Annotated in this window: 24 protein-coding genes; 11 read left to right on the top strand and 13 right to left on the bottom strand. The window is 43.1% G+C overall.

The window, feature by feature from the left end; genetic code table 11:
* The first annotated feature begins 1 nt into the window (after position 1).
* From ACO05V_RS00590 to ACO05V_RS00560, 7 genes are all read left to right on the top strand, one after another.
* Positions 2-1,120 carry an amino acid ABC transporter permease gene (locus ACO05V_RS00590; protein WP_421846515.1) on the top strand — a complete coding sequence of 373 codons (1,119 nt, stop codon included), beginning with the start codon at positions 2-4 and terminating at the stop codon, positions 1,118-1,120.
* 12 nt (positions 1,121-1,132) lie between these two features.
* Positions 1,133-1,876 carry an amino acid ABC transporter ATP-binding protein gene (locus ACO05V_RS00585; protein ID WP_421846513.1) on the top strand — a complete coding sequence of 248 codons (744 nt, stop codon included), beginning with the start codon at positions 1,133-1,135 and terminating at the stop codon, positions 1,874-1,876.
* Positions 1,877-2,163: 287 nt separating this feature from the next.
* Positions 2,164-3,117 (top strand): magnesium/cobalt transporter CorA, encoded by a 954-nt coding sequence (gene corA, locus ACO05V_RS00580; protein ID WP_421846511.1) that lies wholly within the window; start codon positions 2,164-2,166, stop codon positions 3,115-3,117.
* Between the two features lie 196 nt (positions 3,118-3,313).
* Positions 3,314-3,994 (top strand): MotA/TolQ/ExbB proton channel family protein, encoded by a 681-nt coding sequence (locus tag ACO05V_RS00575; RefSeq protein WP_421846509.1) that lies wholly within the window; start codon positions 3,314-3,316, stop codon positions 3,992-3,994.
* Positions 3,984-4,406 carry an ExbD/TolR family protein gene (locus ACO05V_RS00570; RefSeq protein WP_421846507.1) on the top strand — a complete coding sequence of 141 codons (423 nt, stop codon included), beginning with the start codon at positions 3,984-3,986 and terminating at the stop codon, positions 4,404-4,406. Before ACO05V_RS00575 ends, ACO05V_RS00570 begins: the two co-directional genes overlap by 11 nt.
* The gene (locus tag ACO05V_RS00565) at positions 4,403-4,834 is read left to right on the top strand and encodes an ExbD/TolR family protein (RefSeq protein ID WP_421846505.1); all 432 of its coding nucleotides are present in this window, start codon (positions 4,403-4,405) and stop codon (positions 4,832-4,834) included. The genes ACO05V_RS00570 and ACO05V_RS00565 overlap by 4 nt, the downstream gene beginning before the upstream one ends.
* Entirely contained in the window at positions 4,831-5,712 is an 882-nt protein-coding gene (locus ACO05V_RS00560; RefSeq protein ID WP_421846503.1) for an energy transducer TonB, read from the top strand. The genes ACO05V_RS00565 and ACO05V_RS00560 overlap by 4 nt, the downstream gene beginning before the upstream one ends.
* Positions 5,713-5,820: 108 nt before the next feature.
* Here the strand turns inward: ACO05V_RS00560 and ACO05V_RS00555 are convergent, their stop codons facing one another.
* The 5 genes from ACO05V_RS00555 to ACO05V_RS00535 all read right to left on the bottom strand — a co-directional run bounded on the left by ACO05V_RS00555 (position 5,821) and on the right by ACO05V_RS00535 (position 10,650).
* Positions 5,821-6,660 (bottom strand): glycerophosphodiester phosphodiesterase family protein, encoded by an 840-nt coding sequence (locus ACO05V_RS00555; RefSeq protein ID WP_421846501.1) that lies wholly within the window; start codon positions 6,658-6,660, stop codon positions 5,821-5,823.
* A gap of 80 nt (positions 6,661-6,740) precedes the next feature.
* On the bottom strand, positions 6,741-7,850 hold the full coding sequence (locus ACO05V_RS00550) for an extracellular solute-binding protein (protein WP_421846499.1): 1,110 nt from the start codon (positions 7,848-7,850) through the stop codon (positions 6,741-6,743).
* 54 nt (positions 7,851-7,904) lie between these two features.
* Entirely contained in the window at positions 7,905-8,729 is an 825-nt protein-coding gene (locus ACO05V_RS00545) for an ABC transporter permease (RefSeq protein WP_421846497.1), read from the bottom strand.
* Positions 8,726-9,586 carry an ABC transporter permease gene (locus ACO05V_RS00540; RefSeq protein ID WP_421846495.1) on the bottom strand — a complete coding sequence of 287 codons (861 nt, stop codon included), beginning with the start codon at positions 9,584-9,586 and terminating at the stop codon, positions 8,726-8,728. The genes ACO05V_RS00545 and ACO05V_RS00540 overlap by 4 nt, the downstream gene beginning before the upstream one ends.
* A 2-nt stretch (positions 9,587-9,588) precedes the next feature.
* A complete protein-coding gene (locus ACO05V_RS00535; RefSeq protein ID WP_421846493.1) occupies positions 9,589-10,650 on the bottom strand; it encodes an ABC transporter ATP-binding protein in 1,062 nt (353 codons plus the stop codon).
* A gap of 186 nt (positions 10,651-10,836) precedes the next feature.
* Between ACO05V_RS00535 and ACO05V_RS00530 the strand changes: the two genes are divergently transcribed.
* Positions 10,837-11,964 carry an ROK family transcriptional regulator gene (locus tag ACO05V_RS00530; protein ID WP_421846491.1) on the top strand — a complete coding sequence of 376 codons (1,128 nt, stop codon included), beginning with the start codon at positions 10,837-10,839 and terminating at the stop codon, positions 11,962-11,964.
* A gap of 53 nt (positions 11,965-12,017) precedes the next feature.
* On the opposite strand, the gene mltA is transcribed toward ACO05V_RS00530, so the two are convergent.
* Both mltA and ACO05V_RS00520 read right to left on the bottom strand, forming a co-directional pair.
* Positions 12,018-13,205, bottom strand: a complete 1,188-nt coding sequence (gene mltA / locus ACO05V_RS00525) for a murein transglycosylase A (protein ID WP_421846489.1) — start codon at positions 13,203-13,205, stop codon at positions 12,018-12,020.
* A 160-nt stretch (positions 13,206-13,365) separates the two neighbouring features.
* Positions 13,366-13,944 (bottom strand): DNA-J related domain-containing protein, encoded by a 579-nt coding sequence (locus tag ACO05V_RS00520; protein ID WP_421846487.1) that lies wholly within the window; start codon positions 13,942-13,944, stop codon positions 13,366-13,368.
* Between the two features lie 110 nt (positions 13,945-14,054).
* Between ACO05V_RS00520 and ACO05V_RS00515 the strand changes: the two genes are divergently transcribed.
* A complete protein-coding gene (locus ACO05V_RS00515; protein ID WP_421846485.1) occupies positions 14,055-14,732 on the top strand; it encodes a zinc metallopeptidase in 678 nt (225 codons plus the stop codon).
* A gap of 471 nt (positions 14,733-15,203) precedes the next feature.
* Here ACO05V_RS00515 and ACO05V_RS00510 read toward each other — a convergent pair whose 3' ends face one another.
* Entirely contained in the window at positions 15,204-16,184 is a 981-nt protein-coding gene (locus ACO05V_RS00510) for a glycosyltransferase family protein (protein WP_421846483.1), read from the bottom strand.
* A 576-nt stretch (positions 16,185-16,760) separates the two neighbouring features.
* On the opposite strand from ACO05V_RS00510, the gene ACO05V_RS00505 reads away from it, so the two are divergent.
* Complete coding sequence (locus ACO05V_RS00505; RefSeq protein WP_421846481.1) at positions 16,761-18,695, top strand: bifunctional 2',3'-cyclic-nucleotide 2'-phosphodiesterase/3'-nucleotidase; 1,935 nt, start codon at positions 16,761-16,763, stop codon at positions 18,693-18,695.
* 101 nt (positions 18,696-18,796) lie between these two features.
* Here ACO05V_RS00505 and betA read toward each other — a convergent pair whose 3' ends face one another.
* The 3 genes from betA to ACO05V_RS00490 form a co-directional block, all read right to left on the bottom strand.
* Positions 18,797-20,464, bottom strand: a complete 1,668-nt coding sequence (betA, locus tag ACO05V_RS00500; RefSeq protein ID WP_421846479.1) for a choline dehydrogenase — start codon at positions 20,462-20,464, stop codon at positions 18,797-18,799.
* A 66-nt stretch (positions 20,465-20,530) separates the two neighbouring features.
* A complete protein-coding gene (betB, locus tag ACO05V_RS00495) occupies positions 20,531-21,988 on the bottom strand; it encodes a betaine-aldehyde dehydrogenase (RefSeq protein ID WP_421846477.1) in 1,458 nt (485 codons plus the stop codon).
* Positions 21,989-22,295: 307 nt separating this feature from the next.
* A complete protein-coding gene (locus ACO05V_RS00490; protein WP_421846475.1) occupies positions 22,296-22,601 on the bottom strand; it encodes an isoamylase early set domain-containing protein in 306 nt (101 codons plus the stop codon).
* A 339-nt stretch (positions 22,602-22,940) separates the two neighbouring features.
* Between ACO05V_RS00490 and ACO05V_RS00485 the strand changes: the two genes are divergently transcribed.
* Entirely contained in the window at positions 22,941-23,117 is a 177-nt protein-coding gene (locus tag ACO05V_RS00485; protein ID WP_421846473.1) for a hypothetical protein, read from the top strand.
* Positions 23,118-23,124: 7 nt separating this feature from the next.
* Here ACO05V_RS00485 and ACO05V_RS00480 read toward each other — a convergent pair whose 3' ends face one another.
* Together ACO05V_RS00480 and ACO05V_RS00475 are read right to left on the bottom strand one after the other, a co-directional pair.
* Positions 23,125-24,855, bottom strand: a complete 1,731-nt coding sequence (locus tag ACO05V_RS00480; protein WP_421846471.1) for a GNAT family N-acyltransferase — start codon at positions 24,853-24,855, stop codon at positions 23,125-23,127.
* 191 nt (positions 24,856-25,046) lie between these two features.
* A complete protein-coding gene (locus tag ACO05V_RS00475; RefSeq protein ID WP_421846469.1) occupies positions 25,047-25,256 on the bottom strand; it encodes a hypothetical protein in 210 nt (69 codons plus the stop codon).
* Positions 25,257-25,416: the final 160 nt, after the last annotated feature.

Here is a 25,416-nt window from a genome sequence, read left to right as displayed (position 1 = left end):
GATGAATCATCAAACGAGCATTGTAAAAATTACTGGTAAGCCGATTGAAGCGAGACTGAAACAAGCAACGCCTTTAAGTTTTAGCCGAGTTGTTATGTGGATAAAACGTAACCTTTTCAACACATGGTTGGACAGTGTCGTCACTTTGGCCATTATTGCGCTCTTGTGTTTGTTGTTGCCAAAGGCTTTGGATTGGCTGTTTTTCTCCGCTACCTTTAGTGGAACAAGCCGCGCGGATTGTGCGCCGGGTGCTGCGTGTTGGATTCCAATTCGACAATACATGGATTATTACATTTATGGGCCTTTTCCTGAGGCCGAGCAATGGCGTGTGAATGCAGCTTTTGCAGTGGGGTTGTTCGCCTTTCCTTTGTTGTTTAGTAAGCGTATTCCACAAAAGTGGATTGTGGTTTATATCCTTGTTTTACCAGTGTTGCTTTGGTTGTTGTTGAAAGGCGGCTTCATTTTTAAAGACATTTCAACCAGCGCGTTGGGCGGCCTGACGCTGACCTTTTTCTTAGGCATAATTGCCATGTGTTTGTCCCTTCCTGTGGCAATCCTGTTGGCTTTAGGGCGACAGTCGAAATTGCCAATATTACGTTGGGTTTGTACTGGCTATATCGAGATTATTCGATCGGTGCCTGTCATTACTTTCTTATTCATGGCGTCTTTGGTATTGCAGTTGTTCTTACCAAGCGGAGTGTCTATCGACGTATTGTTCCGTGTCTTGTTTGTGCTGATTTTTGTTTCTGCTGTGTATAAAGCCGAGATCATTCGTGGTGCGATTCAAGCCGTGCCGAAAGGACAAGTGGAAGCATCTTATGCGATGGGATGTGGTTACTGGAAAACCATGGCGTATGTGGTTATGCCGCAAGCATTACGTAATTCAGTCCCTGCACTGATTACTAACTTTATCGGCTTATTTAAAGAAACCACTTTGGTGATGATTCTTGGCTTATTAGAAGTGATGGGCGCGATTAATGCGACGTTTCATAACGCGGAATGGCTTGGTCTTCATGCGGAAGGTCCAATCGTTATTTCGGCGTTTTTCTTTATCGCTTGTTTTTCTATTGCACAGTACGGCGCGCATCTAGAGCGACGTATCAAACGCACAAAACATTAATTGGAATGCATTATGTCTGAACAAACAGTAGTAAAGCTGGATCAAGTTAATAAATGGTACGGTAAATATCATGCGCTGCGCGATATCGATTTAGCAGTAGCCAAAGGCGAAACCATCGTAATTTGTGGACCTTCTGGTTCAGGGAAATCCACCTTGATTCGTTGCCTTAATAATTTAGAGCAACACGACGAAGGAGATATCACTATTTGCGATATCACCATCAGTGACAATGTTAAAGACATTGAAAAAATTCGTCGTCATACGGGGATGGTGTTTCAGCACTTTAACCTTTTTCCTCATATGACAGTGTTAGATAACTGTACCTTTGGTTTACGCCACGTACTGGGCATGTCTGTAGCACAGGCGAATGAAGTCGCGCGTGATTTGCTTAATAAAGTGAAAATTGGTGATCAAGAGCAGAAGTACCCAGGTCAACTGTCTGGTGGTCAGCAGCAGCGTGTTGCCATCGCCAGAGCATTAACTATGTCTCCTGACATTATGTTGTTTGACGAGCCAACTTCAGCACTTGATCCTGAAATGATTTCTGAAGTGCTGGAAATTATGCGCTCATTATCGAAAGATGGCATGACGATGATTTGTGTGACGCACGAAATGGGCTTTGCAAAAGAGTTTGCTGATCGTATCGTCTTTATGGAGGCGGGCAGTGTGATTGAGATATCGCCGCCAGAAGAGTTTTTTGTGAAGCCAAAAACAGAGCGGGCCAAAGTTTTCTTGGATCAAATTCTAGCGCACTGATGGCTTTTGTTATGACATTTTAAAGTTTCTTATCCAACTCGATAAGAAGTAGACCGTCTCCTCCCAGGGAAAGGTCTTTTTTGGGGCAATACGGCTTAGTCTGTATTGCCTCTTTTTTTGTCCTGCTGTTTCTCTTAGGCGTGAGATACAATACGTGCTCTTGCAACCGCAAAAACTTATTTCAACGTCATAAAACACACATCTCTCGTGTTTATTCTATAGGTTGCGAGCCGTCCAAATTACATGATTAGGCTGGAATAAGGTGCTGAGTATATCGAGGAAGTAGCATGTTAAGATTTTTTAAAATCCGTAATGGGTTGATTCAAGAAATTTCCAAAGAAGATGAGAATTTTGCCACCCTTCAAAAAGAGGCGAACTGGATTGACGCCGCAGAACCCGATGACGACGAGCGATTACAGCTTAAAGCGTTATTGAGAACCGACCTTCCCGAATCCGATGATGTCGAAGAGATCGAAGCGTCTGCCCGTTGTTTTGTTGATCAAGCAGGCATTCATGTTCACTCATTGTTTTTAAATCAAACGGAAGGGCGACACAAAACCTCAACCGTTGCCTGTATCTTGCAGCAAGACAGGTTGATCACCATTCGTGAAACAGAATTGGCCGATTTTAGGTTGTTACGAATGCGCGCTCGTCGTGGACAAATTGTTGTCGATTCGGCCGCACACTTATTGGTTACTTTGCTGGAAAATAAAGTCGAGAACCATGCAGATACGCTAGAAGATTCCCATCGTCAGTTGGAAGGCGTGAGCCATCTTGTGCTAGAAGATGATGAGACAGAGCTGGATACGATTATCGAAAAGTTAGCGCGTCTAGAAGACAGTAACGGCAAAATCCGTCTTTGTTTGATGGATACGCAACGCAATATTTCTTTTCTGTTGCGTCATTTGCCAAATCGACAAGGCTATTCAGAAACCCTACGTGAGGTCATGCGTGACGTTGAAACCTTGATGTCACATACGACTTTCTTGTTTGATAAGATCAACTTCTTGATGGATTCGACGCAAGGTTTTATTAACATCGAACAGAATAAAATCATCAAGATATTCTCCATCGCTTCCGTGGTGTTTTTACCGCCCACATTGGTTGCCAGCATTTATGGGATGAACTTTAAAATCATGCCTGAACTTGGGTTTGATTTTGGTTATCCCGCTGCATTAGGCTTGATGGTATTTTCTGCGTTTGCGCCTTATTGGTATTTTAAGCATCGCGGCTGGTTGTAAGCTAAACGGCATTCTTCCCGTCTTAAAAAATGATCATGTTGAATCCAACATGATCATTCATCTTTTTTTATCACTCTTCATTACAACCACGCTTTAGTGGTTTTTTTATATCTTTTTATTTAAGTAATTACTTATTGAAAATGCGGTTGAGAATGACTACCATTTGTTTAATGTCTTTTATTCATTGGAGAGTGTCGTGGAAGGTTCAGTTCAGCAGAAAATAGTCGACTTCTTGCAGGTCGGTGGACCTGTCGTTTGGATTCTGATGGTATTTTCCGTCGTTGCTTTGACAATTGTGCTATTAAAGTTGTGGCAGTTCTCCTCACTTCGCGCTGAAAGCCTTAAAACAAGTAACTTGGCCCTTGAGCAATGGCGCAGTGAAGACGATGGCGAAACCGCACTTGAGCAACTAAATGAAAAACGCCCAATCGATGCGTTAGTGGGTTACACCATGCGTGCTTTGTTGGCTGCGAATACGCAAGTCGATTTGATTCGTGAAGAGGCAGAGCGCCGCGCAATGAATCAATTGAGCCAGCTTCGTTCTTACCTTCGCCCCTTAGAAATTATTGCGACCTTGAGCCCGTTATTAGGCTTGTTAGGTACGGTATTAGGCATGATCACCGCTTTCCAGCAAATGGAAGGCGCGGGCAATCAAGTTGATCCTTCTGTGCTGTCTGGCGGTATTTGGCAAGCATTGTTAACGACGGCCGTGGGTTTGGCCGTAGCGATTCCAGTGGTCACACTGCAAAGCTGGCTAGAACGTAAAGTAGAACGTATTGCGCATAATATGAATGATGCGGTGACTCAGGTGTTCACTAGCAAACAGGCTAAACAACTGATTGAAAAGTCTGACCAAGAGTTGTTGCATGCCGCTTAACCTTTCTCAACCCAAACGTAAGAACGCAATAAGTTTAACGCCATTGATTGATGTGGTGTTTATCTTGCTGTTGTTCTTTATGTTGACCTCAAGTTTTGTGCCTTGGCGCATTGTTGATACACCGTTATCGGTGGCATCCGATGCTCAAACGCCGCCGCAAGAGAAAGATAACCTTATCCTGACCTTGAAGCAAAATGACGATCAGGTTTGGGTTGATGGCCAAGCGGTTAGTTTCTCCGACCAGTCCCGTTTTCAAACCCTCGTAACCGATCATAACGAAGGTGTTTTTATCATCAAGGCAGAAGACGGTGTCACCTTACAGACCCTAATGCATCTTGCTGATCGCTTAAAACTCAATGGCGCAAACACCGTATCAATTGCGAATGCCTTTGCAATGCCGGAGGCAGAATGAAAATAGGCGAAAAATACGCTGCGAGAAACGCCAGCAGCGATGACAACATGGTGCCACTGATTAACGTGGTGTTTTTGATGTTGGTGTTTTTTATGGTCGCGGGGCAAATCCAAAAAGCAGATCCTATTCCTGTGATGCCTCCACAATCTATCAACGATAACCGTGCCGCAACCGACCCAAATATTGAGATTGTGCTGGGTTCGGACAGCAGCCTTTATGTCGATGATAAATTATTTGTTGTTGATGACGTTCAAGCCTATCTAGAGCAGCAATTTGCTTCCGCTGCAGATAAAGACGGTTTTTGGATACAAATCAAAGCCGATGGTGCCATTTCGTTAGAAAAACTACGCCCCATTTTTAATCAAGTTCGTTTAGCGGGTCTTACGAAAGTCAGCTTGGCGACTCAGCTTGAGCGGGAAAATAAATGATTTCCAAGCGTCATTGGATTATTGCAGGTGGCTTGGCTATTTCTGTTCATGCAGCAGCTTTCTATGCGGTATTTTATGCGCCATCCGTTGGCAGTCAGTCTGTGGGAGCGCAAGGTATTGAGTTCGACCTAGGTATGGTTGGTGATCTTGGTGCTTCGGCACAAAATACAGCGGCTCAAGAAGAAGTGAAAGAAGTAGAGGAAACGGTAGAGGAGCAGATTGAAGAGGTTCAAGAGGAAGTTGAGCCAGAAGTCGAGCCTGAACCAGAAGTCGAGCCTGAGCCCGTTGTCGATCCTGAACCTGAACCAGAAGTCGAGCCTGAACCTATTGTTGAACCAGAAGTTATCAAAGAGCCGGAGCCAGTTGACGTTAAGCAAGTATCGCCAATTGAAGTGAAAAAGCCAGAGCCGAAACCTGAGCCTAAGCCTAAGCCGAAACCCAAACCAGAGCCAAAACCTGAACCCAAAAAAGAAGCGCCTTTGGTAAAGGCTGCTCCTAAACCGGTTGCACCGCCATCAATGGCGAACCAGAAAGCCACAACGGGAAGCTCGAATGCGGCAACCACTGGAGGCAACCCAGGTGCAAAAGCAAACTATTTTACCGAGCTAAAATCTGTGTTGGCTCAGAATAAACGCTACCCAAGAGCATCGCGTCGCCGCAATGAAGAAGGTGTTGTTTCCCTTTCTTTTGTTGCTCATGCGGATGGCTCTGTCTCCGACGTAAAAATCACCGAGAGTTCCGGTCATAAACGTTTGGATAATGCGGTATTGGACATGATAAAGCGTTCAACACCTTTACCTAAATTCTCAAAGGACATGGCTGAAACGGAGTTGCGAATTAACTTACCCGTATCCTTTAAGTTAAGTGACCTTAGATAAGATAGCGAATTTGAGATCATGAAGAATAACAACGCCGCGCTTGAAATATTAAAGCGCGGCGTTTTTATTTGTGGTTTTAAAATCCACATTTTAATGGATTTGATTCGCCTATTGTTGCTGGTTAGCGGACTTTGATTCTAGCCATATTGCTAGTTGTTTAGGAAAGTCCGTTTGAATCGCACCAACACCGGCATTGATAAGTGTGCCCCATATATTTTCAGGATTAATAACCGCTTTTGAATCGGAGAAATCGAAAGGAGGAACAAGATCTAAAGTATTGATCCAAATACGGCAATCCATTTTTTCTAATTGCTGTTTTGCTTCCCATAATTCTTCAATATTCTGTGGTATCAGCTCTATCATAAAAGGTTTAGCTGTTTCTAACGCTTTTAGGTTAGTAATCAGTTGCCCTTTTTTAGGTGTTAGCATTGGCATATGCTTGATGCTGTTATTGAGCGAGTCCCATGTAGCGGAAGTCGTGTTGAAATCAGATTTCACAATAGCGATATCTTGCATGTTTAGTCGTTCTACTTCTTTGATGAGTTCAGGTAACTCCTCTGGTTTTTTTGTGTCAATGTTGACCATTATCTTACCTTTTGCATGTTCTAGCAGCTCGGACAGCAAGGGTAAAGAATGGCCACTAACCGCATTTTCTTCTCTACCATCTCTGAGTCGAAGCCGTAATGTCTTTATCTGCTCTAATGATGTTTCGGAGACAAGACCTGTGCCATTGGTTGTACGATCTAATGTTTCATCATGGATAACGACAAACTCACCTGTTGAGCATTTTTGTGTATCAATTTCAACGATATCAGCGCCTGCTTGTATTGCATGGTCGACTGCTAAAAGAGAGTTTTCAGGCGCTTTTTCCCAAACCCCTCTGTGTGAAATAACCATGATTTTAGAATTCCTCAGGGAAAAATCTAATGGTGCACTATTTGGTGTCATTCTTTTACCTTATGTCTAAATGTAGAAGTATTAAATAAGGCCGCTCATGACTGGGCGGCCTTTGTTTTCTGAGAGAAGGTTTAGTGAAGCGTAACCTCCTTTATGAAAGTATTGGTGATGGACTCTTTAAGGGGTTGATTAGCCCAGTCGGTACTATTTTTCCGTTCTTCTATTGATATCAAAGCATTGCTGTCATCGGCATCTGGGTTTTGTGGTGCTGAGCCAAATCTTTGATTAAATGCTGTTTGAGTTGCAGCGCTAGTGAGCCAGCTGACAAATAATAGAGAGGCGGCAGGGTGTTGAGTATTTTTAGGAATGACGACGATATTTCCACCACCAGGCATGCCTAGTTTAGGAATATAAAATTTGATGTTTTTGGACACTTCGCCTTTGTTTTGTAACCCAGCTAAAAAGTCTTCCCAAGTAGCGACCATGGCAAATTCACCACTATTTAAACGCGTTATGCTGTCTGAATTCGACGCCGTAATAATGTATTTACCTTTGTTGTTATTAAACCAATTCCAAGCCGGCTGCAATTTGGCCATCGTTGTTTTGGTCGGCTTATCCGTTTGATAATGAATGTCTGTGGCAATGTTTTTGGTGATTGATTCTATTAAAGCTGGCCCAGAACCTCCGTTTACGGTGTTAAAACCTAGCATCTCTGGATTTTTGGCTAGGTAAGCATCAAAGTCGGCGATAGATTGGGGTAATTGCTCTTTACTAATGAATGCTGGGTTGTAGGCAATCCCTGTTTGATTTCCCCAATAGGCAACACCGTAACCCTTAGAGTCAGCGCCTTCTATTTTATATTTGAGCTTATTACCATTAGGCAATAAGGAGGGCAAAGGCCCGATCAACGTCTTTTTAGCGTTGATTTTAGTGATGTCTCCACCACCAAGAGATAGCACATCAATATCGCCGTTTTTACGATTAGAGTTGGCTAAGAATTTTTGTAAATTGGCATCATGACTGCCTTCAGGAATAACCACTTCAATACCATAGGTATCTTCGAAACTTTTTACCTGTTGACGAAAATCATTCTGCAAAAACCAGTTGTACCAAACAACTTTGCCTTCACTTTTTGCCTGAGAAACCACTTGCTCCCATGACATAGATGATAAGTCTGCAGCATTTGCAGCGGGAAGGATGCTGACTGAAGCTAATGTGAGAGATAACAGTAACGCTTTCATACATTATTTCCTTTTACATTCATGAAGTTATTTAAGGATTACGTTAAGGGTGAATTACCCTTTGCCCGTTATTGATGCTGTGTTTTGGCCTTTGAGAAAACGCTCTATGAGCAACATCAAAAAGACATTGGGCACAACAAGAATGAGAGACACCACGGCGGCATTCGAACGAATGAAGTTATAGCCGAGGTAAGAATAGAGAATCGTTGGTACTGTGGTGAAATCAGGTGATCCGATGACAAAGGCTAAGGCAAACTCTTCAATGCTCATGATGAAGACCATGATGAAGCTGGCGAATAAGCCAGATCTTAACGTTGGCAAATAGGCAGTACGAAAAACGGTAAAACGACTGCCTCCTAGATCTCTTGTAGCATCCACAATATCTTGTCTAATAAGCGAAAATGAAACCGACAGAATACGAATGGCATACGGTATAAAAAGAATAGTGTGACCCATTAATATGCCTAAAAAGCGTGAGTAAATACCGAGTTCGGTTAGCAGTGATGAAAAAAACAGCGCAACGACAAAACTCGGAATCATCAGCGGCAACAAGGTAAGTGATTGTGCGACGGCCTTACCGGGAAACTCCAAACGTCCAAATGCAAAAGCTGTCGGTAACGCCAGTAAAATGGTACATAGAGCAACGGTTGGCGCCAGCGTATAACTATTCATTAATGCGATCGGAAGTGATGTGGTTGTCCACACTTCTACCCATCGTCTAAAGGATAAAACGGGTGGCAATATATCTGGGTACGACCAAGCATGGCTCGGGTCCACTAAGGACCACAGGATGGCGAGAGAAAATGGAATGACCAATAACAGCAAGGATAGGCCAACAATAAATATTACTAAAAGCTGATTTGTTCGAGACGTGTTCATCGTTTTGCTCCCCACTTAACAACGCGTTCGGTAATAAAAGCGAGTAATAGCGACCCAATAAGAGCCGTGAACATGAGTAATAGAGCGACAGTAGCGGAAAGATGCCAGCCATCTACCGAGGAATTTTTCATACGAAGCATAAATTGAGTGAGCGAATTAACACTGGTGGGTCCTGCAACAGCTTGAAATGAATAGTCTCCAATTGCACCAATGAAGATGATAATTAAGGCAGCCTGTAATGCCCTTAGAGTGAGTGGCAGAATGACTTTTATAAATCGATTCCAGCTACCTGCACCGAGATCTCGCGCGGCATTAATAATATCGTCACCAATAGATTGCACTGCGTTGCTTAGTAACAAGAGAGCAAACGGCATTTGTTTCCAAACTTGCAAAATGATAACGCCTATCCCATAGGTGTCGTTTTGCATACGAATGGGTCGACTGACAAAGCCAAGGTGAACAAAAATGAGATTCAAAAAACCATTAAATGAGATGAAATTGACATATAAAAATGCAGCAACAAGACCATGTACTAGCAAAGGAGCTTTGAGTAGGCTGGAAATAAATTGAGAGCCAGAAAAAGGTTTCCTTAGCCACAGCGCGAGAGGGTAGGCGAAGGCGATGGCGAGAATGGCACTGATCGTCGCTATTTTTAAAGAATAAAAGAAAGATCGCCACAACTGATCGTTAGCTAAAATCTCATGCCAAAACTTCAAGGTGAATTTACTGTCTCCAGCAAAATTGAAGTAGCCAACGGATTGGGCTATTGCCATCGAAATCACGACCACGATAAAGACTAATACGAACCCTAATCCGGGTATAAGCAGTGCGTAAGCTAATAAAGTATTTTTAGACATGATTAAGATTCCTCAGCAAGAAAACGAATCTTATTGGCAGGTATATGGCAGTGAGCTTGTTCTCTTTCCTGTAGCTGCTGAAAGCCAAGACATTGAATCCGAATGTTTAACTGATTACTTGCGGTAGGCGAAAGTAAAAACTCAGTTAAATTGCCTAGAAAAGTTTTGGCAATCACCTTTAGCTCGATATTGTTTATGTCTTGAGTGCCAAAAATCATGTCTTCTGGTCGCCAAAATACATAGGTTTGTTTGGCAACCGGTTTACCGTTGCTTTCGACCAGCAACTCACCAAGCTCTGTTTGTACTCGATAGCCGGTTGTTGTTTGTTCAAGAACCGTGGCGGCTAATATATTGGCAGCGCCAATGAAGTCCGCAACAAAGCGATTGACTGGATTATGATAGATTTCTTGGGGCGAGCCGATTTGCTGTATTGCGCCTTGGTTCATTATGACGACTAAATCAGACATGGCTAATGCTTCAGCTTGATCGTGGGTGACATAAATGGCAGTAAAATTTTGTTTTTTCTGTAACTGGCGTATTTCGAAGCGAACAGAATCGCGTAATTTTGCATCAAGATTGGATAGTGGTTCATCAAACAAAATGACTCCAGGCTGAATAGCAAGCGCTCTTCCAAGGGCGACGCGCTGTTGCTGTCCGCCGGATAATTCTGTGGGTAATTTATCTAGTTGTGACGTCAGAGATACTTGCTCTGCCACTTCATTAAGAAGCACTCTTTGTTCGTCTTTTGGTAGGTTTTTTTGCTTAGGACCAAATAAGAGATTATTTGCTACGCTCAGGTGTGGAAACAAGGCATAAGATTGGAAACACATGGCCGTGTCTCTTTTTTCTGGCGGTAGGTTGTGGACCTCTTTGTCACCAATAACGATTCTACCTGAGGTAGGAGAGGTAAACCCCGCAATGGTTTTCAATAGCGTTGTTTTACCACATCCAGAGGGTCCAAGTAGGGTAACAAATGAGCCACTTTCAATGTTTAGAGATACATTATGTAATGCTTCAAAATCTCCAAATCTCACTTTAATCGAGTCAATAAGTACGCTAGTCATGACTTTCTTTCTCTTTATAATTATGGGTATTCGTTCTGTGTTGATTAAATTTCCAACACAACATTAATACACTTATAGAGTATTAATGTAACAATAATATTACACTTTATGTTTAATATTTGTTTTTTTATCTGATAGTCGGTAAATTAACGCAGAGAGAAAATAGGGAAAGGCCGGAATATTTGAATGATTAATGATGTAATGGAATCTATGAAAGTAACGGCGAATGAGCGCATGATTTTAGATATAGTGAGGCGCTCAAAAGGCCTTGCTCGTTCGGCTATCACAAGACAAACCAATTTGACCCAGCAATCGGTGCATCGAATTGTTGATCGTTTGTTGGAGCTCGAATATTTGCAATTGGGAGATTCTGTCGTCCAAGGACGCGGTCAACCAAGTCGAGCGGTGAACCTAGCTCCTAATGCTTTTTTTAGCCTAGGAGTGTCATTAAATACCGATGTTATGTTGGTATGTTTGGTGAATTTTAATGGCAAAATACTGGTGCAAGAAAACATCCCTTTTGCGCCAGTTAATCGTCGGGAAACACAAACATGGTTAAGAGCATTAGTCGTCAAATGGCGGCAAGACTACCCTTTTATTGAAGGACGTATTATTGGTTTAGGCTTTGCAATGACTGGGTATTTTGTCAAACAAAAAGGACACATACGTCCGCCAGACCCATTGCTAGATTGGGCTGGGATTGACCTAGAACATGAGCTGAGTCACTTACTTAATATGCCTGTGATCTTGTTAAATAATGCCACGACTGGTGCGATTGGTGAGGCTTTTCATGGCGCGGGTTTGAAATATCAGACGTTTGGCTATTTGTCATTTGATTTTGGTTTTGGCGGAGGCATTGTTATTGATGGAGAGCCTTTCTTTGGGGCTTTTGGGAACGCCGGAGAAATAGGGCGTATCTACACGACGGACGAAATACCAAAACGTCCTGCTTTGGCTATCTTGTTGGAGATGCTTGCGAGTCGTGGTGTTCATGTGCCATCAGTTGCTAGGTTGAATGATGAATTTGATTCCGATTGGCCCGTATTGGCTGAATGGATTCAACTGACTACGCCCCATTTGTTACGCGCTATTAATGCTCTTCGAAGTGTTATTGATCCTAGTGCTATCGTTCTAGGAGGACAAATCCCTAAGCCATTAGCACGTATGTTATTGGCTGCTTTAGAGCAACAAGGGGTGAAATCGCCACAAGATATTTCGGTTTGGCCGAAGATGATAGTCAGTGAATTGGAAGATGACTCAGCCGTATTAGGTGCAGCACTACAGCCGTTGAGGAATATGTTTTTCCGCAAATAATGTAATGCCTATAGAGCATAGGCATTACATAGCATTTTTGTTTCAAAAAGGGCTTATTGAGCAATAAGTATTTTTGGGGTTGGGTTTTGCGGTAGCAGTAACCAAACCTTGCCAAAATGCTTTAGCTGACCTGCATGGAAGTGCGCTTCTTCGCCTATGCCTTGGTACCAATCGATATGTCCCGGTCCTTTAATGGCACCACCTTTGTCTTGGGCTAATAGCAGACGGAACTCATGACCGACTAAGTTACCATAAGAGTCTAATTTAGGAACTTGTGCCAATAAAATGGAGCCAAGTGGAATGACGTTAGGATCGACGGCGGCTGAATACAAAGGCGTTAATGGTACGTTGGCTGCACCAACTGGGCTTTGTGGTCCTTCGCTGAAAAATAAATAACTTGGGTTGGTGGATAAAATTTCCCGATTACGCTCTGGGTGATCGCTTAGCCACTGACGAATGCTTTGCGCCGAAATATCGGCTCGATTAATCTCACCTCGCTCGATAAGTTCTTTTCCTAAACTGCGGTAAGCATGACCGTTTACACCGCCCCAAGATAAGAGCTTCTGCTCGCCATCTTCATATTCAACCACGCCGGAACCTTGTACGTGCAAGAAAAAATTGTCGACTAAACTGGATGTGTAGGCAATTTCTAAGCCTTGTCCCGCCAGCGCATTTTCAAAATCTATTTCTTCCCGAGATGGGTAGGTTCCATCAAGTTTACGTTGTGTTGGTTTACGATACAGTGGGTAACGATACACTTCATCTGGTAAGTGTCGAACAGGCAAAACAGGCACGTAATAACCGGTGATTTGTACGTTGCCTCTTTGGTCTTGGCCAGACAATTGGTGAGCAATTAATTGCGGCTGTTGTGCGGGATTGTGCAGCCATTTACCAATCTCTTGCGCAACGATTTTCAAATCTGCGACGCTGGTTTGTGTATTCTCAAGTACAAAATCTTTATCGCCAATGCGGTTCAAGTACTTTAGTTGTTGCTGTAAGCCACTTTCGAAACTTGCGTCGGGCATGGGTAAGCCCGGTGGTAGACTTTCTTTTAAATACAATGTCTCACGTTTCAGTGCGGCTGTATCTCGGCCATTGTTTTCGAAGTCATTGGAGCTATCGATCTCGTTTACACTGCAGCTGCTAAGCAGGGTAAAAGAAATGAGGCAAAGTGGACGAATTAGGAAACGGCGATGGTTTTTTGTCGGTAAAAGGTGTCGTAAAAAAGAAGAAAAAATCATAAGCCCTATTTCTATAAAATGAATCGGTAAAGTAATAAAAGGTCGAGTTCTGACCACGCCTATTTTGACCATGAATAGCGAGCGAGGTTCATCTTGAGTTTTTATAGAAATGAAAGCAACGTTGGAAGAAGGGTTTTACACTTTACCAACGCCTCAGAGATCAGAACATGAGATATTCATAGGCTTGCCTGAGTCCAATGAAGACTTCCTGATCACCGCCTCGGTCTGGGTGATGCTTCTGGGCGAGCTTGCGGTATTGCTGTTTGATGGTCGCCTTGGTCGGATTACTGTTGTCGATTTGCAGCGTTTTTAAAGCGGAATCTCGGTTACCTGATAAACTGATGCCTTTGTAGAAGCTATTGAGAAGGCGAGAAACTTCATCTTCATCGGTTTTTTCGTATTCTTCCCAGTCTAGGTAGTAAGCCGCTAATTTTGCATCGACGCTGTCGTTTAAACTGGTACTAGCAGACAATTGGATGTCTGCTGCACTAACAAGATAGATTCGAAGTGCACTGATGTTTAACATCAGGTTTTCTTCTTGCCAAAGGCTGCTTTGTAATTGATACAAAGCATTCATAATAAGAAAATGCTGACGAAACAGCTGCAAATTCGCATCGTCGGCAAGCTTGCTAAATTCTGGTAGCTGATCTTTTAACGCTTTTAGTATGTCAAACTCACTCATACCATTTGGGTGGTTTTTTAGGATCGCGAGAATCGGACCAACTAAAGGGTTTTTCATATCTAGCTCGTATACTTTAGGTATTTATTACAGTGTATGTGATGAACCTAAAAAGGGTCAAAGTTGAGCTGGATATTTTTTGTTAACTTGAATAGTAGAAAGACAACGTTATGTTATGGATTGTTGGTATTGTCATTGCTCTTTTATTATTTGTTGGACCAAGCGCGTGGGTAAAATTTACCTTAAAACGCTACGCCACGGATCGTGACGATTTAGCGGGAACAGGTGGCGAGCTAGCGACCCACTTGGTGAAACGCTTTGAGCTGAAAGACGTAAAAGTAGAAGCGGCACAAGAAGGCCAAGACCATTTCGACTTTGGACAACATGCGGTTCGTCTGAGCCCGAGTGTGCTTAATGGTCGCTCATTAACCGCTGTCGCCGTGGCGGCTCACGAAGTAGGGCACGCCATTGCTCACGAGAAGAAACAAAAGATCTCTCATTTAAGTTCACGTTATTTACCTTTTGCTCATGGCGCAAGAAAGATTACCGCAGGTTTATTAGTCGGCTGGCCGCTGATTTCGGTGCTACTGCATTTGCCTTACGCCGTGGCGCTTCATGCGCTGGTGGTTGGCTTGTCCGGCTTACTTGCGGTTATCGTGCAACTGGCAATACTGCCGGAAGAATGGGACGCCAGCTTCAACAAAGCACTACCCATATTGAGAGAAGGCAACTACATCCCACAGGAAGATCTACCCAAAGTGAAACGCATCTTAACCGCCTGCGCCATGACCTACGTCGCTGCTGCGTTAATCAAAGTACTCTTCGTGTGGCGATGGTTTAAACGCTAACTCCCTTCTTTACTCCGCCTCGTAGGTCGGATGAGGGAGGCACGACCGTAATCCGACGTGTTGATGTAAGTCGCGCCTTCAGGCCGAAAAGTCACGTGCACACAAGACTCGAACCAAACGGCGTAAATTTTTGGCCATTTTTTTCAACCGCTTTACGTTTGTCTGTGAGGGCCTCAAGTGAGCGTGACGTTAGGTTAAGTTGGGAATACGCGGTAAGCATAGGTTTGTTGTTCCTGTAGGAGAAAACAAAAAGCTTTAGAGGATTTGAAGGATGAGAACGAGTGGGTTGCCGGACGCCTACGCTTTATTACACCTAATATTTTGAGCCATTTTAAAGCTGATGTTGCTTCAAATGCGTTTTTCACAGGAAAGTCAGAGAAAAATTATGGCGCTTCATGCATGAAACGCCATAATTCAGGGGTAAATAAACTTCTCGATTTTATACGTAGAAGTAGTTATTTTTGATGTTTTTTAATTCCTTTTACTTATTTTTTCAAATATATAATCTACTCTTTTTTCATCTGTATGGTATTCTCTTATTTTTCTAAGCCCTGCTTTGGCAATAGCTTCTCTTTTGGAGTCATTTTTTAAATAGTATTCACATAAATCATTAAAATCTGTCAAATCATCTTTAAAAAATACTATTTCTTTTTTATCTTCGAAATTATTTGGAATGACAATTTTTGGTTTTTGGCTTAACATAAAACCACCGACTGCAGGTACTTCCCAGTAGCGCATAGTATCCCATCCGCCACCCCTTACATTGATAGTTATTTTACAATTAGCTAACTCTTGTAGATAAAAATCCCCCTTCCTTTTATATTTGCTGAATTTTTGGTTTCGTGTTGTTCCGTTTCGACTGCAGTCATATTTATCTTCAATATTCTTTAGTACTTCAGTTCTAAAAGGATGTGATTCTACGGCCCAGAAAGAGACATCATATTTATAATTCTTCGAAATTTTTGGTAGTCTATCAAAGTTAAATGACATTGGTAGAGGAGCTACATTTTTATCATATACCTTGTCCTCAAAAAACTCTCTTTTAAAGATAAAATCAAAAGGTCTGATAGATAAGGCTTCATTATAAAGATTGGCATTTCCATATCCCTCAAGGTCTTGGCCTATTCCTTCTCTATCACCACCATCAATAAAAATGATAGGCACATTATTTGGTATTTTTTTAGCTATCTCTATGTATGTTTCAAAGCTCTTTATTTTTGTTGAAGCTAAAAATACATAATCAATTTTTTTAAAATCCACAAAGCGAAAAAAACTAAAAAACGAACCGCTCACGTAACCAAGGTTTTTAGGGTATTTTTTGTAAGGAATATGATATTTTAGATTCCACCTGTAGTCTAAAATATTCTCCATTCCGAATTTTTTTACTAATCCGCTATATGTCAAATCCTGAACATAATCAGCAGACGATGTGTTTATATAGAGTATTTTCATAAATCGTCCAAATTTTTTTAATTCAATAAGCCGTTCTAATATTTATTTTCAATAATTTTATTGATACCTATTATCTTTCATTAAAGTGATATTTTTTATAGATTCCCGCAACTTTAGCTGGTATTTGTTATTTTCAGTTACACATTTTTTATTAGTAGAATTTGAAAATTCTTCTCTTTTTAAAAAAGAAAAATTGTATCAGAATCTTGTTTTAATATGCAGATTTCTTTAAAAATCTATCAGGTATGTCTGTTATTGATAGCTTTCTTAAGACATCATCAACATTGGTGCTTGATTGTTATGATTTGGCATGTGGTCATTACACACTTTCTCCATTGTCTCAGCTAAGTTTGCCTTGGCGGCGGTGAAGCTTATTGCATCCATGATGACTCCCAAATTTCCTGTATGTTTTTATATGTTTTAGCGTGCTGGTGAATAATAAGCAATTTAACAAAATCCATAAAGAAATCGTCACAAAAAAGGCATGAACTTCGCATAAAATCGTCTTACCATGAAAGCTGACTTTTTGGTTAGTATTTTTGATACGCAAGATGATTGTATGAATGGAGTTTTTGCATGACGTTTTTTGTTCCTAAGGGCGCGACGCTTTTCGCCTCTTCTTTGTTGTTTGCTGCGATGGCGCAGGCTTCTACCATTGACTTGCGGGTCATGGAAACCACGGATATTCACATGAATTTGGTGGATTACGATTACTACGGCGATAAGCAAAGTGATGCGGTGGGCTTGTCTCGTGTGGCGACTTTGATCAAAGCGGCGCGTGCTGAAGTAACCAACTCTGTGTTGGTGGATAACGGTGACTTATTACAGGGCACACCGTTGGGCGATTATGTTGCCAAGGGTCGAGTGCTGCGCTTTGGTGAGACGCATCCTGCATTTAAAGCGATGAACTTATTAGATTACGATGTGGGTAATATCGGTAACCACGAGTTTAACTACGGCTTAGACTTTTTAATGAAGAGTTTAAGTGGCGCTAATTTCCCTTACGTTAACTCTAACGTGTATGTGGACGATGGCGACAACGATGCGTCTAACGATCAGCCTTATTTCCAACCTTATATCATCAAAGACAAAACTTTCGTCGATTCTGACGGCAAAAAACAAACGGTCAAAATCGGTTACATTGGTTTTGTACCACCGCAAATTATGACCTGGGATAAAGACAATTTAACTCATAAAGTTATTGCCAAAGACATTATCGAAACAGCCAATAAATACATTCCTGAAATGAAAGCCAAAGGCGCGGATGTGATTATCGCGATTCCGCACAGTGGCATGATGAACTCGCCTTACATGAAAGGCGAAGAAAACGCGTCTTATCATCTTGCAAAAGTAGACGGCATTGATGCGATTTTATTTGGTCACTCTCATCGCATTTTTCCTGGCGACAAAGCATTAGACGCCTTTGAAGGTGTGGATGGCGAAAAAGGCACGGTATTTGGAAAACCAGCAACTATGCCCGGCTTTTGGGGTTCTCACCTTGGGGTAATTGACCTGAAACTTGAGCCAGCTGGCAATGGTTGGAAAGTCGCTGATGGCAAAGCCGAAGTGCGTGCTATTTCTCGCCGTGAAGGCCGAACTACTGTAGCTTTGGTTGAAGCCGATGCGAGTATCAATGACGCGGTAGAAACCGAGCACGAAGGTACTTTGGCCTACATGCGTCGTAAAGTCGGTGAATCTACGGCGGACATCAATAGTTTCTTTGCACTCGTGCAAGATGATCCATCCATTCAGATCGTGAACAATGCGCAGATTTGGTATGTGGAAAATATCGTTCGTGGTACATCTTATGAAGGTTTGCCAATCTTGTCTGCGGCAGCGCCGTTCAAGGCTGGTGGTCGCGGTGGCCCAGAATATTATACTGATGTGCCAAAAGGCGATATCGCGCTGAAAAACGTCAGTGATTTGTACATTTATCCAAACGATTTAAAAGTCGTGAAGTTAAGTGGCGAACAAGTGGTTGAGTGGTTAGAAGCCGCGGCAGGGCAGTTTAATCAAATCGATACGACATCTGCTAAGCCACAAGAATTGGTGAATGCGTCTTTCCCAACTTATAACTTTGATGTGATCGACGGTATTTCGTACCGTATCGATGTCACCCAGCCTGCTCGCTACAACGGAGATGGGGAAGTGGTGAATAAAGACGCGCATCGTATTACCAAGGCGATGTTTAACGGCGAACCATTAAGAATGAAAGATGAGTTCTTGGTAGCAACCAATAACTATCGCGCTGGCGGCGGCGGTCATTTCCCTAACCTGAATGGCGAAACCATCGTGATTGATGCGCCAGATAAGAACCGTGATGTAGTGGCGAATTACCTACTGAGCCAAACAACCATAAATCCAGCGGCTGACGGCAATTGGTCGTTTACCGAGTTTGGTAAAGCAAAAGTCTTGTTTACAAGCTCGCCGAAAGCAAAAGAAGCCGCTGGTAAAAACATGGTTTATCAGTCTTTAGATGAAAATGGTTTTGCCGTCTTTGAGTTGAAATAGCTGAGTTGCAATAACGGCTATTGAAATAGAACGAAGCGCCTAAACAAAAAAACGCCTGCTAGGATTTAGCAGGCGTTTTTTGTGAGCTTTTTTGCCTTTTATTAACGCTGTTTGGTTTCAAACTCTGGATGAATCCAAACGGGTGCATCTAGGCTCGGCAAGGCGGCTTTGCCAAGAATCATGTCGGCGGCTTTTTCCGCTACCATGATAGTTGGTGCGTTTAAGTTGCCGTTGGTGATGGTCGGGAAGATAGACGAATCCACCACGCGTAGGCTTTCGATTCCGCGGACTTGGCATTGCTCGTTCAGCACGGCCATCGGGTCGTTGTCGTCGCCCATCTTACAAGTACAAGATGGATGATAAGCACTCTCCACGTTATCTTTTACCCATTGGTCGATTTCTTCATCGCTCTGGATGTTCATCCCGGGCTGAATTTCATCTCCACGGTAATCGTCTAGCGCCGATTGTTGAAGTACTTCGCGGGTTAGGCGAATGGTGTCGCGCCAGTCTTGCTTGTCTTGTTCCGTCGATATGTAGTTAAACAAGATACGTGGTTTCGCCGCTGGATTAGCGGATTCTATCCATAACTTACCACGGCTTTCTGGCTTGTTTGGGCCAACGTGTACTTGGAAACCATGGCCTTCAACCGCTGCTTGGCCGTCGTAACGCATGGCCGCTGGCAAGAAGTGATATTGAATGTTTGGCCATTTAAGACCTGCACGAGAGCGAATGAAACCACAAGATTCAAAGTGGTTAGTTGCGCCTAGTCCGGCTTTAAACAACATCCAGCGAGTACCGATCAAACCTTTGCTGATCAAGCCAAGCTTACTGTTTAGCGTCACAGGTTGTTTGCAGTAGTACTGGAAGTAGACTTCCAAATGGTCTTGCAGGTTTTCACCAACGCCTGGCAGTTCGTGAACCATAGGAACGCCGGCTTTTTCTAGTACGTCTTTTGGACCTACGCCAGACAGTTGTAACAACTGTGGTGAACCAACCGAGCCAGCTGACAGAATGACTTCTTTGCTGGCAGTGGCGTGTTGAGTTTGGCCGTTTTTGCTGAACTCAATGCCTGTGGCTTTTTTATTTTCAAATAACACTTTGTGGCTTAGAACGCCTGTTTTGAGTGTTAGGTTAGGGCGTTGCATAGCACGACGTAAATAGGCGTTAGACGTAGAAGCACGCACGCCATTTTTTACTGTCATGTGCATTGGTCCAAAACCTTCCTGACGAAACGCGTTGTAGTCGTCAGTTTTGCCGTAACCGGCTTCTTCGCCTGCATCGATAAAGGCTTGGTAAAGCGGGTTGTAGGTCATGTCGTTGCCGTTGTTGGTCGACAATGGGCCGTCGCCGCCACGGTATAAGTCCGCGCCGCCTTTCCATGTTTCGGCTTTTTTAAAGTAAGGCAGGCAAGTTTGGTAGTTCCAACCTTTGGCGCCGTTTTCTTCCCATTGGTCGAAATCACACGCATGACCACGCACATAAACCATGCCGTTAATAGACGATGAACCGCCTAGTACTTTGCCGCGTGGGCAATGCATTTCACGGCCATCAAGACCAGGCTCTTTGTCCGTGTGGAATTGCCACGCGTATTTTGTCGTGTTCATTGGGTAAGACAAGGCCGTTGGCATTTGGATAAAGACGCTTTTATCTGAGCCGCCCATTTCCAATAGCAACACCTTGTGTTCGCCACTTTCTGTCAGTCGGTCTGCTAGCACACACCCTGCGGAGCCAGCACCGACGATGATGTAATCGTACGTTTCGTTTGCCATGCTTATCTCGTTTAATAAGAGCCTCGTTTAATAAAAGAGGCTCGTTAAAGTAAAGTGTTGAGCCGACTAGTAAGGGCTTTGAATGTCGTTTAGATCGACAAAAACACTTTTTGTTTGTGTGTAGTGGTACAAGGTTTCGATGCCGTTTTCACGACCGATACCAGACTCTTTGTAACCGCCCACTGGCATTTCGGCCGGAGAAGAGCCCCATGCGTTGATCCAGCAAATACCGGCCTGCATTTGACCAATAATGCGATGTGCACGAGCAAAGTCTTTGGTGAATACGCCAGCGGCTAAGCCAAGTTTAGTATCGTTAGCGCGAGCAATCACTTCGTCTTCGTCGGTGAAGCTAAGCACAGACATGACTGGGCCGAAGATTTCATCACGTACTTGTGGCATGTCGTCGGTGCAATCAGTGAAAACAGTTGGAGCAACAAAGGCACCTTTGTCTAAGCCGTTTTCAGTAATTTGGTAACCGCCGCATAACAAGGTCGCACCAGCGTCTTTGGCCGCTTGAATGTAGCCCAAGACTTTCTGCATGTGATCTTTGGAAATCAACGCGCCGACTTGCGTGTTCATATCCATTGGATCACCAATAATCATGGCTTCAGTACGTTGTTTTAATTCTTTGGTGAAAGCGTCCAACATGTCAGCGTGCACGAATACACGAGTACCGTTGGTGCAAACTTCGCCTTGTGTATAGAAGTTGGCTAGCATCGCCGCAGAAACAGCCTGATCGACAGGCATGTCTGGGAAGATGATCATTGGTGATTTACCACCAAGTTCCATGGTTACCTGCTTCAAAGATTGTGCAGAAGCGGCCATGACTTTTTTGCCTGTTCCCACTTCGCCAGTGAAAGAGACTTTGTCGATGTCTGGGTGGTTGGTGATCATTTGACCTGTGCGACCGTCCCCTTGAATGACGTTGAAAACACCATCGGGCAAGCCCGCTTGGGTGTATATTTCCGCCAGTTTAAGCGCTGTAAGCGGTGTTTCTTCTGAAGGTTTGAAGATCATCGCGTTACCGGCAGCCAGCGCAGGACCAGATTTCCACATAGCGATTTGAATCGGGTAGTTCCACGCGCCGATGCCAGCGCAAATGCCAAGTGGCTCGCGACGAGTGTAGAAGAAGTTGCCATTGCCAAGGTCTTGGTAATCGCCTTGGATCTTGTCGGTTAGACCTGCGTAATATTCGATCACGTCAGCGCCTGTTTGAATGTCTACGCAAATAGCTTCTTGAAGTGGCTTGCCTGTGTCTAATACTTCTAGACGAGCAAGTTCTTCGTTGTTTTCACGTAATAGTTCCGCTGCTCTTTTTAGAATACGGCCGCGTTCTACAGGGCTCATTGCGGCCCACACTTTTTGACCTTGTTTGGCAGACTCGATAGCAGCATCTAGTTCAGCTTGTCCTGCGTGCTCGACTGTTGCAATCACTTCGCCTGTGGCTGGGTTGATTGTCTCAAAGTGTTCACCGCTGGTGGATGCATGGTAGCGGCCATGAATGTATTGCTGCTGATGTGCCATGATGTGCCTCTTTATGTCTGTTTCAATGCTCTGTTTGGAGGGCATTGAGATATTTGAGTTTTTATTAAACGCGCGTTTAATAAAAACAATTGTACATATTTTGACTATAAATTGCAGCTCGAATCCATGAATTAGTCGTTTGGGGCAAAAAGATGACGCTATGGAACGAGGTTATTTAAGGAAATTGATTACAGGATGATTGTATGTAAAAGATCCCTCAAACAAGGCATTGAGAGAGGCGAGCGTCTCAACTCAAAGTCTAAAAGTGAGACGCGCTGTTTGTGGAAGTAAAGGCTAAGAAGCGCTATTACAAGCTGATCACGCCGTTGGTGTCGTAGCTTATTGGGCTTGGAACATAGGCATCAGCCATGTCATCGTTTAGCCATTCTGTGCCGTCCAGAACATAACGAAATTGGTACGAGGTTTCGATATCCAAATTAAGAGTCGACACAAAAATGCCAGACTTCTGTTTTTTCATCGGGTTGGCTGTGCTGTCCCAATTATTAAAATCACCAACGACAGCGACGCTTTTTGCATCACCGATCACTTCAGCAGGCAAGGCGAATTTTACTTTGCATTCTGGTTTGGTTTTCAAATAGGTTTTCTCAATCATTTCCAGCTCCATGGTCTAGCGATAGACAAATGTGTAAGGCTACTGCAAAAGCCCGAGGGTAGATAAAACATATTCTTTAAATATGCTCTCGAAAAAGATTCTTTAAAAGGTGAAGCAAAGCTTACGCCATATTTTTTAACTGATTAATCCAAAAGAAAAAAAGCGCTAAGATCTTTTTCGGGTGTATTTTTTTGATCCGTTTTATTGTTTAAAGCGACGCTTAATGCGTCATTTCAGAGCTTACGATTTTTGTCTGTATTTTAAACAGTAAATTCACATTGTAGACCGCTTTCATGTCCTATACTCAAATGACACCAACAAAAATAACGAGGTGTTTCTATGGATATTCAAATGATCGTTCTTATTGTGTTAAGTATTATGCTGATCATTAAGATTGTGTATCTGGTTGTCTTTAAGCGCCCAGAACAACAAGATGATGACCATTCCCATAGCCATCACTCTCATGTTCGTCATGCTCACGGCCGTCACTATCGCCGACATCACCACGATTCGTGATCGCTAGTTATGGCTGAGTGCCATCGTTATGACCGCGGTAACGTTTGTTTTTCGCTTCTTTGACTGTATTTAGGTCTACTAGGACCAAACCGTCCACACAGTAGCCAAAGTCGGCATCGACACCAAAGTCTAAGAAGCGAACCCCGCCCGGTTCACACAATTCACTGTACTGCTTGAACAGTGTTGGTACGCTGGCACCAAAGTGGCTAAGCTGTTCTTTTAGCACTCTAAAATCTTCTTCATAATCATCACCACTGAACATGCCAGATATGATGTCAGCATGTTCAGCGTTGACTTGATAAGGCGTGAAAGAACGCGCCAAGTGTTCTTTGTCGGCATAATAAAGCTTGTAGAAAGAAACAATAAAATCTTTCGCTATTTGTGGGTAGCTGTTGCTTAGGCTCACTGGACCAAACATATAGCGAATTTCAGGATGTTTATCTAAATACGCTCCAATGCCGTACCACAAATAATCTAGGCTGCGTTTGCCCCAATATTTTGGCTGGATAAAGCTACGTCCTAGCTCGATGCCTTGTTCGAAATAAGGTTCCATATCGCAAGAGTATTGGAACAACTCGGCGCTGTAGATACGATTTGGTGTGTCTGATTTCATGTAGCGTGCAACTTCACCGATGCGATAAGCGCCAACGATTTCTAGCTCTTCCTCATCCCATAAGATCAAATGGCGATAGTATTGATCGAATTTGTCTAAATCAGAGCGCTCGCCTGTGCCTTCACCGACTTTACGAAAGGCGATTTCACGCAAGCGCCCGATTTCTTTCATCGTCACCGACATCGGATCGTAATCAAATAGGTAAATTTGTTTGTTGTCTTTGGTGCTGCCAAGATGCTCGGCAATTTTGAGCTCTTGTTTGATCATCTGTCTATTTTGCGGATGCTCAACGGTTTTTTCTGTTTTAAGCAGCGGTTTTTTGCCTTTAGCAATACGATACAAATGGCGCTTCACCAGTTTGTTTTTCTCTTTATCGCTTAAAGGCAACTGTGCCAGCTCTTGAATCGGAATAGCTTGGCCAACTTGCATCGGAATTTTACGATTACGCTGGCGGAACATTTCGTTAGCAAGCTGCAAGGTAGAGAGTGGGCGATACAAAAGAGAGCTGGTATAAAACAGCATGGAATTTCGGCCGCCAATGTGAACTGGCAATAACGGACTGTTGGTTTTTTGCGCCAGTTTTAGATAGTTTTGATTCCAATGCTGGTCTTTTACGCCGCTTGGCGACATACGAGATACCTCGCCAGCAGGGAAAATAATCACCGCTTCTTCATTATGTAAGCAGCTCATGATGGCTTTTAGTTGCTGGCGTCCGGTTTTTCCACCGAGATTATCGACGGGAAGTACGAGTTGTTTTAAACCGTCAAATCCCATTAATAAATCATTGGCGACGATTTTTACGTCTGGACGGATTTCACCGATCAATCGAAGTAAAGCGAGACCATCTAAGGCACCAAGAGGGTGATTGGCGATGATCATCACTCGTCCGCTAGCGGGAATATTTCGACGGTCCACTTGACTCACTTGATAACTAAAGTTGAAGTGATCCAGAACGCGATCAATAAATTCGAAGCCGACACAGCCGTTGTTTTTTTCCAGGAATTGGTTTACTTCACTTTCGTGGAATAAGCGTTTTAACACGCTTAACGTCGGGCGAGTGATAAATGGGCTTTTGTCGAAAAATTGAGGGGATTTACTGGCAATCATTTGCTCGACTTGTATCACAGTGGTGCTCCGCTCTAATAAGTTTTTATGTATCTTATTACAGAGGTTAGAGCGTCAATATGACAGGGTCGTGACGTTTGTGTGGCGAAAATATGACCAGTTAGTAAAGAACTTTCACAACTATTTTATTCGTCAATGTGTATGAGGAAAACAGTAAATAAGGTAAATGGCCTAGAGGTTTGCTTTGTTGGTTAGCTGGTTGGTGTATTGTCTTCGTCTGTTGGTTCTTCAAATTTATAGAAGAAGTTCCACAAACAATATAGCGTGATGCCCGCTGCAACCATGGCCCAGATAGGTTCATTTGATACCCATTCCAGAATTGCCCATGCCACACAGAATAGTGTGACGGCAACTCGACGCCATTTAGGACGGAAAAAAGCGCGATCTGATTCGGTAAGCATAATGTTCCTGCATCTATATAAAGTTAGATTATTATTTTAGGCTTTATGTATAAATAGAAAAATATCAGGTAACTATTTGATTCGCCAACCTAATTTGCGTTAATAAGGTAATCTTAAAACAGCGTCTATAGAGTTGGCGTACAAACGAAAATAGCGAGGG

Source organism: Marinomonas sp. (assembly GCF_965225885.1).
GTDB lineage: Bacteria > Pseudomonadota > Gammaproteobacteria > Pseudomonadales > Marinomonadaceae > Marinomonas.
Note: the sequence above shows the minus strand (reverse complement) of the source record. Positions and strands in the feature narration are given on the sequence as shown.

Coding starts and splice junctions, on each gene's coding strand:
- ACO05V_RS00590 (WP_421846515.1), top strand. CDS start 2: ATGAATCATCAAACGAGCATTGTAAAAATTACTGGTAAGCCGATTGAA.
- ACO05V_RS00585 (WP_421846513.1), top strand. CDS start 1,133: ATGTCTGAACAAACAGTAGTAAAGCTGGATCAAGTTAATAAATGGTAC.
- corA (WP_421846511.1), top strand. CDS start 2,164: ATGTTAAGATTTTTTAAAATCCGTAATGGGTTGATTCAAGAAATTTCC.
- ACO05V_RS00570 (WP_421846507.1), top strand. CDS start 3,984: ATGCCGCTTAACCTTTCTCAACCCAAACGTAAGAACGCAATAAGTTTA.
- ACO05V_RS00565 (WP_421846505.1), top strand. CDS start 4,403: ATGAAAATAGGCGAAAAATACGCTGCGAGAAACGCCAGCAGCGATGAC.
- ACO05V_RS00560 (WP_421846503.1), top strand. CDS start 4,831: ATGATTTCCAAGCGTCATTGGATTATTGCAGGTGGCTTGGCTATTTCT.
- ACO05V_RS00555 (WP_421846501.1), bottom strand. CDS start 6,660: ATGACACCAAATAGTGCACCATTAGATTTTTCCCTGAGGAATTCTAAA.
- ACO05V_RS00550 (WP_421846499.1), bottom strand. CDS start 7,850: ATGAAAGCGTTACTGTTATCTCTCACATTAGCTTCAGTCAGCATCCTT.
- ACO05V_RS00545 (WP_421846497.1), bottom strand. CDS start 8,729: ATGAACACGTCTCGAACAAATCAGCTTTTAGTAATATTTATTGTTGGC.
- ACO05V_RS00540 (WP_421846495.1), bottom strand. CDS start 9,586: ATGTCTAAAAATACTTTATTAGCTTACGCACTGCTTATACCCGGATTA.
- ACO05V_RS00535 (WP_421846493.1), bottom strand. CDS start 10,650: ATGACTAGCGTACTTATTGACTCGATTAAAGTGAGATTTGGAGATTTT.
- ACO05V_RS00530 (WP_421846491.1), top strand. CDS start 10,837: ATGATTAATGATGTAATGGAATCTATGAAAGTAACGGCGAATGAGCGC.
- mltA (WP_421846489.1), bottom strand. CDS start 13,205: ATGATTTTTTCTTCTTTTTTACGACACCTTTTACCGACAAAAAACCAT.
- ACO05V_RS00520 (WP_421846487.1), bottom strand. CDS start 13,944: ATGAAAAACCCTTTAGTTGGTCCGATTCTCGCGATCCTAAAAAACCAC.
- ACO05V_RS00515 (WP_421846485.1), top strand. CDS start 14,055: ATGTTATGGATTGTTGGTATTGTCATTGCTCTTTTATTATTTGTTGGA.
- ACO05V_RS00510 (WP_421846483.1), bottom strand. CDS start 16,184: ATGAAAATACTCTATATAAACACATCGTCTGCTGATTATGTTCAGGAT.
- ACO05V_RS00505 (WP_421846481.1), top strand. CDS start 16,761: ATGACGTTTTTTGTTCCTAAGGGCGCGACGCTTTTCGCCTCTTCTTTG.
- betA (WP_421846479.1), bottom strand. CDS start 20,464: ATGGCAAACGAAACGTACGATTACATCATCGTCGGTGCTGGCTCCGCA.
- betB (WP_421846477.1), bottom strand. CDS start 21,988: ATGGCACATCAGCAGCAATACATTCATGGCCGCTACCATGCATCCACC.
- ACO05V_RS00490 (WP_421846475.1), bottom strand. CDS start 22,601: ATGATTGAGAAAACCTATTTGAAAACCAAACCAGAATGCAAAGTAAAA.
- ACO05V_RS00485 (WP_421846473.1), top strand. CDS start 22,941: ATGGATATTCAAATGATCGTTCTTATTGTGTTAAGTATTATGCTGATC.
- ACO05V_RS00475 (WP_421846469.1), bottom strand. CDS start 25,256: ATGCTTACCGAATCAGATCGCGCTTTTTTCCGTCCTAAATGGCGTCGA.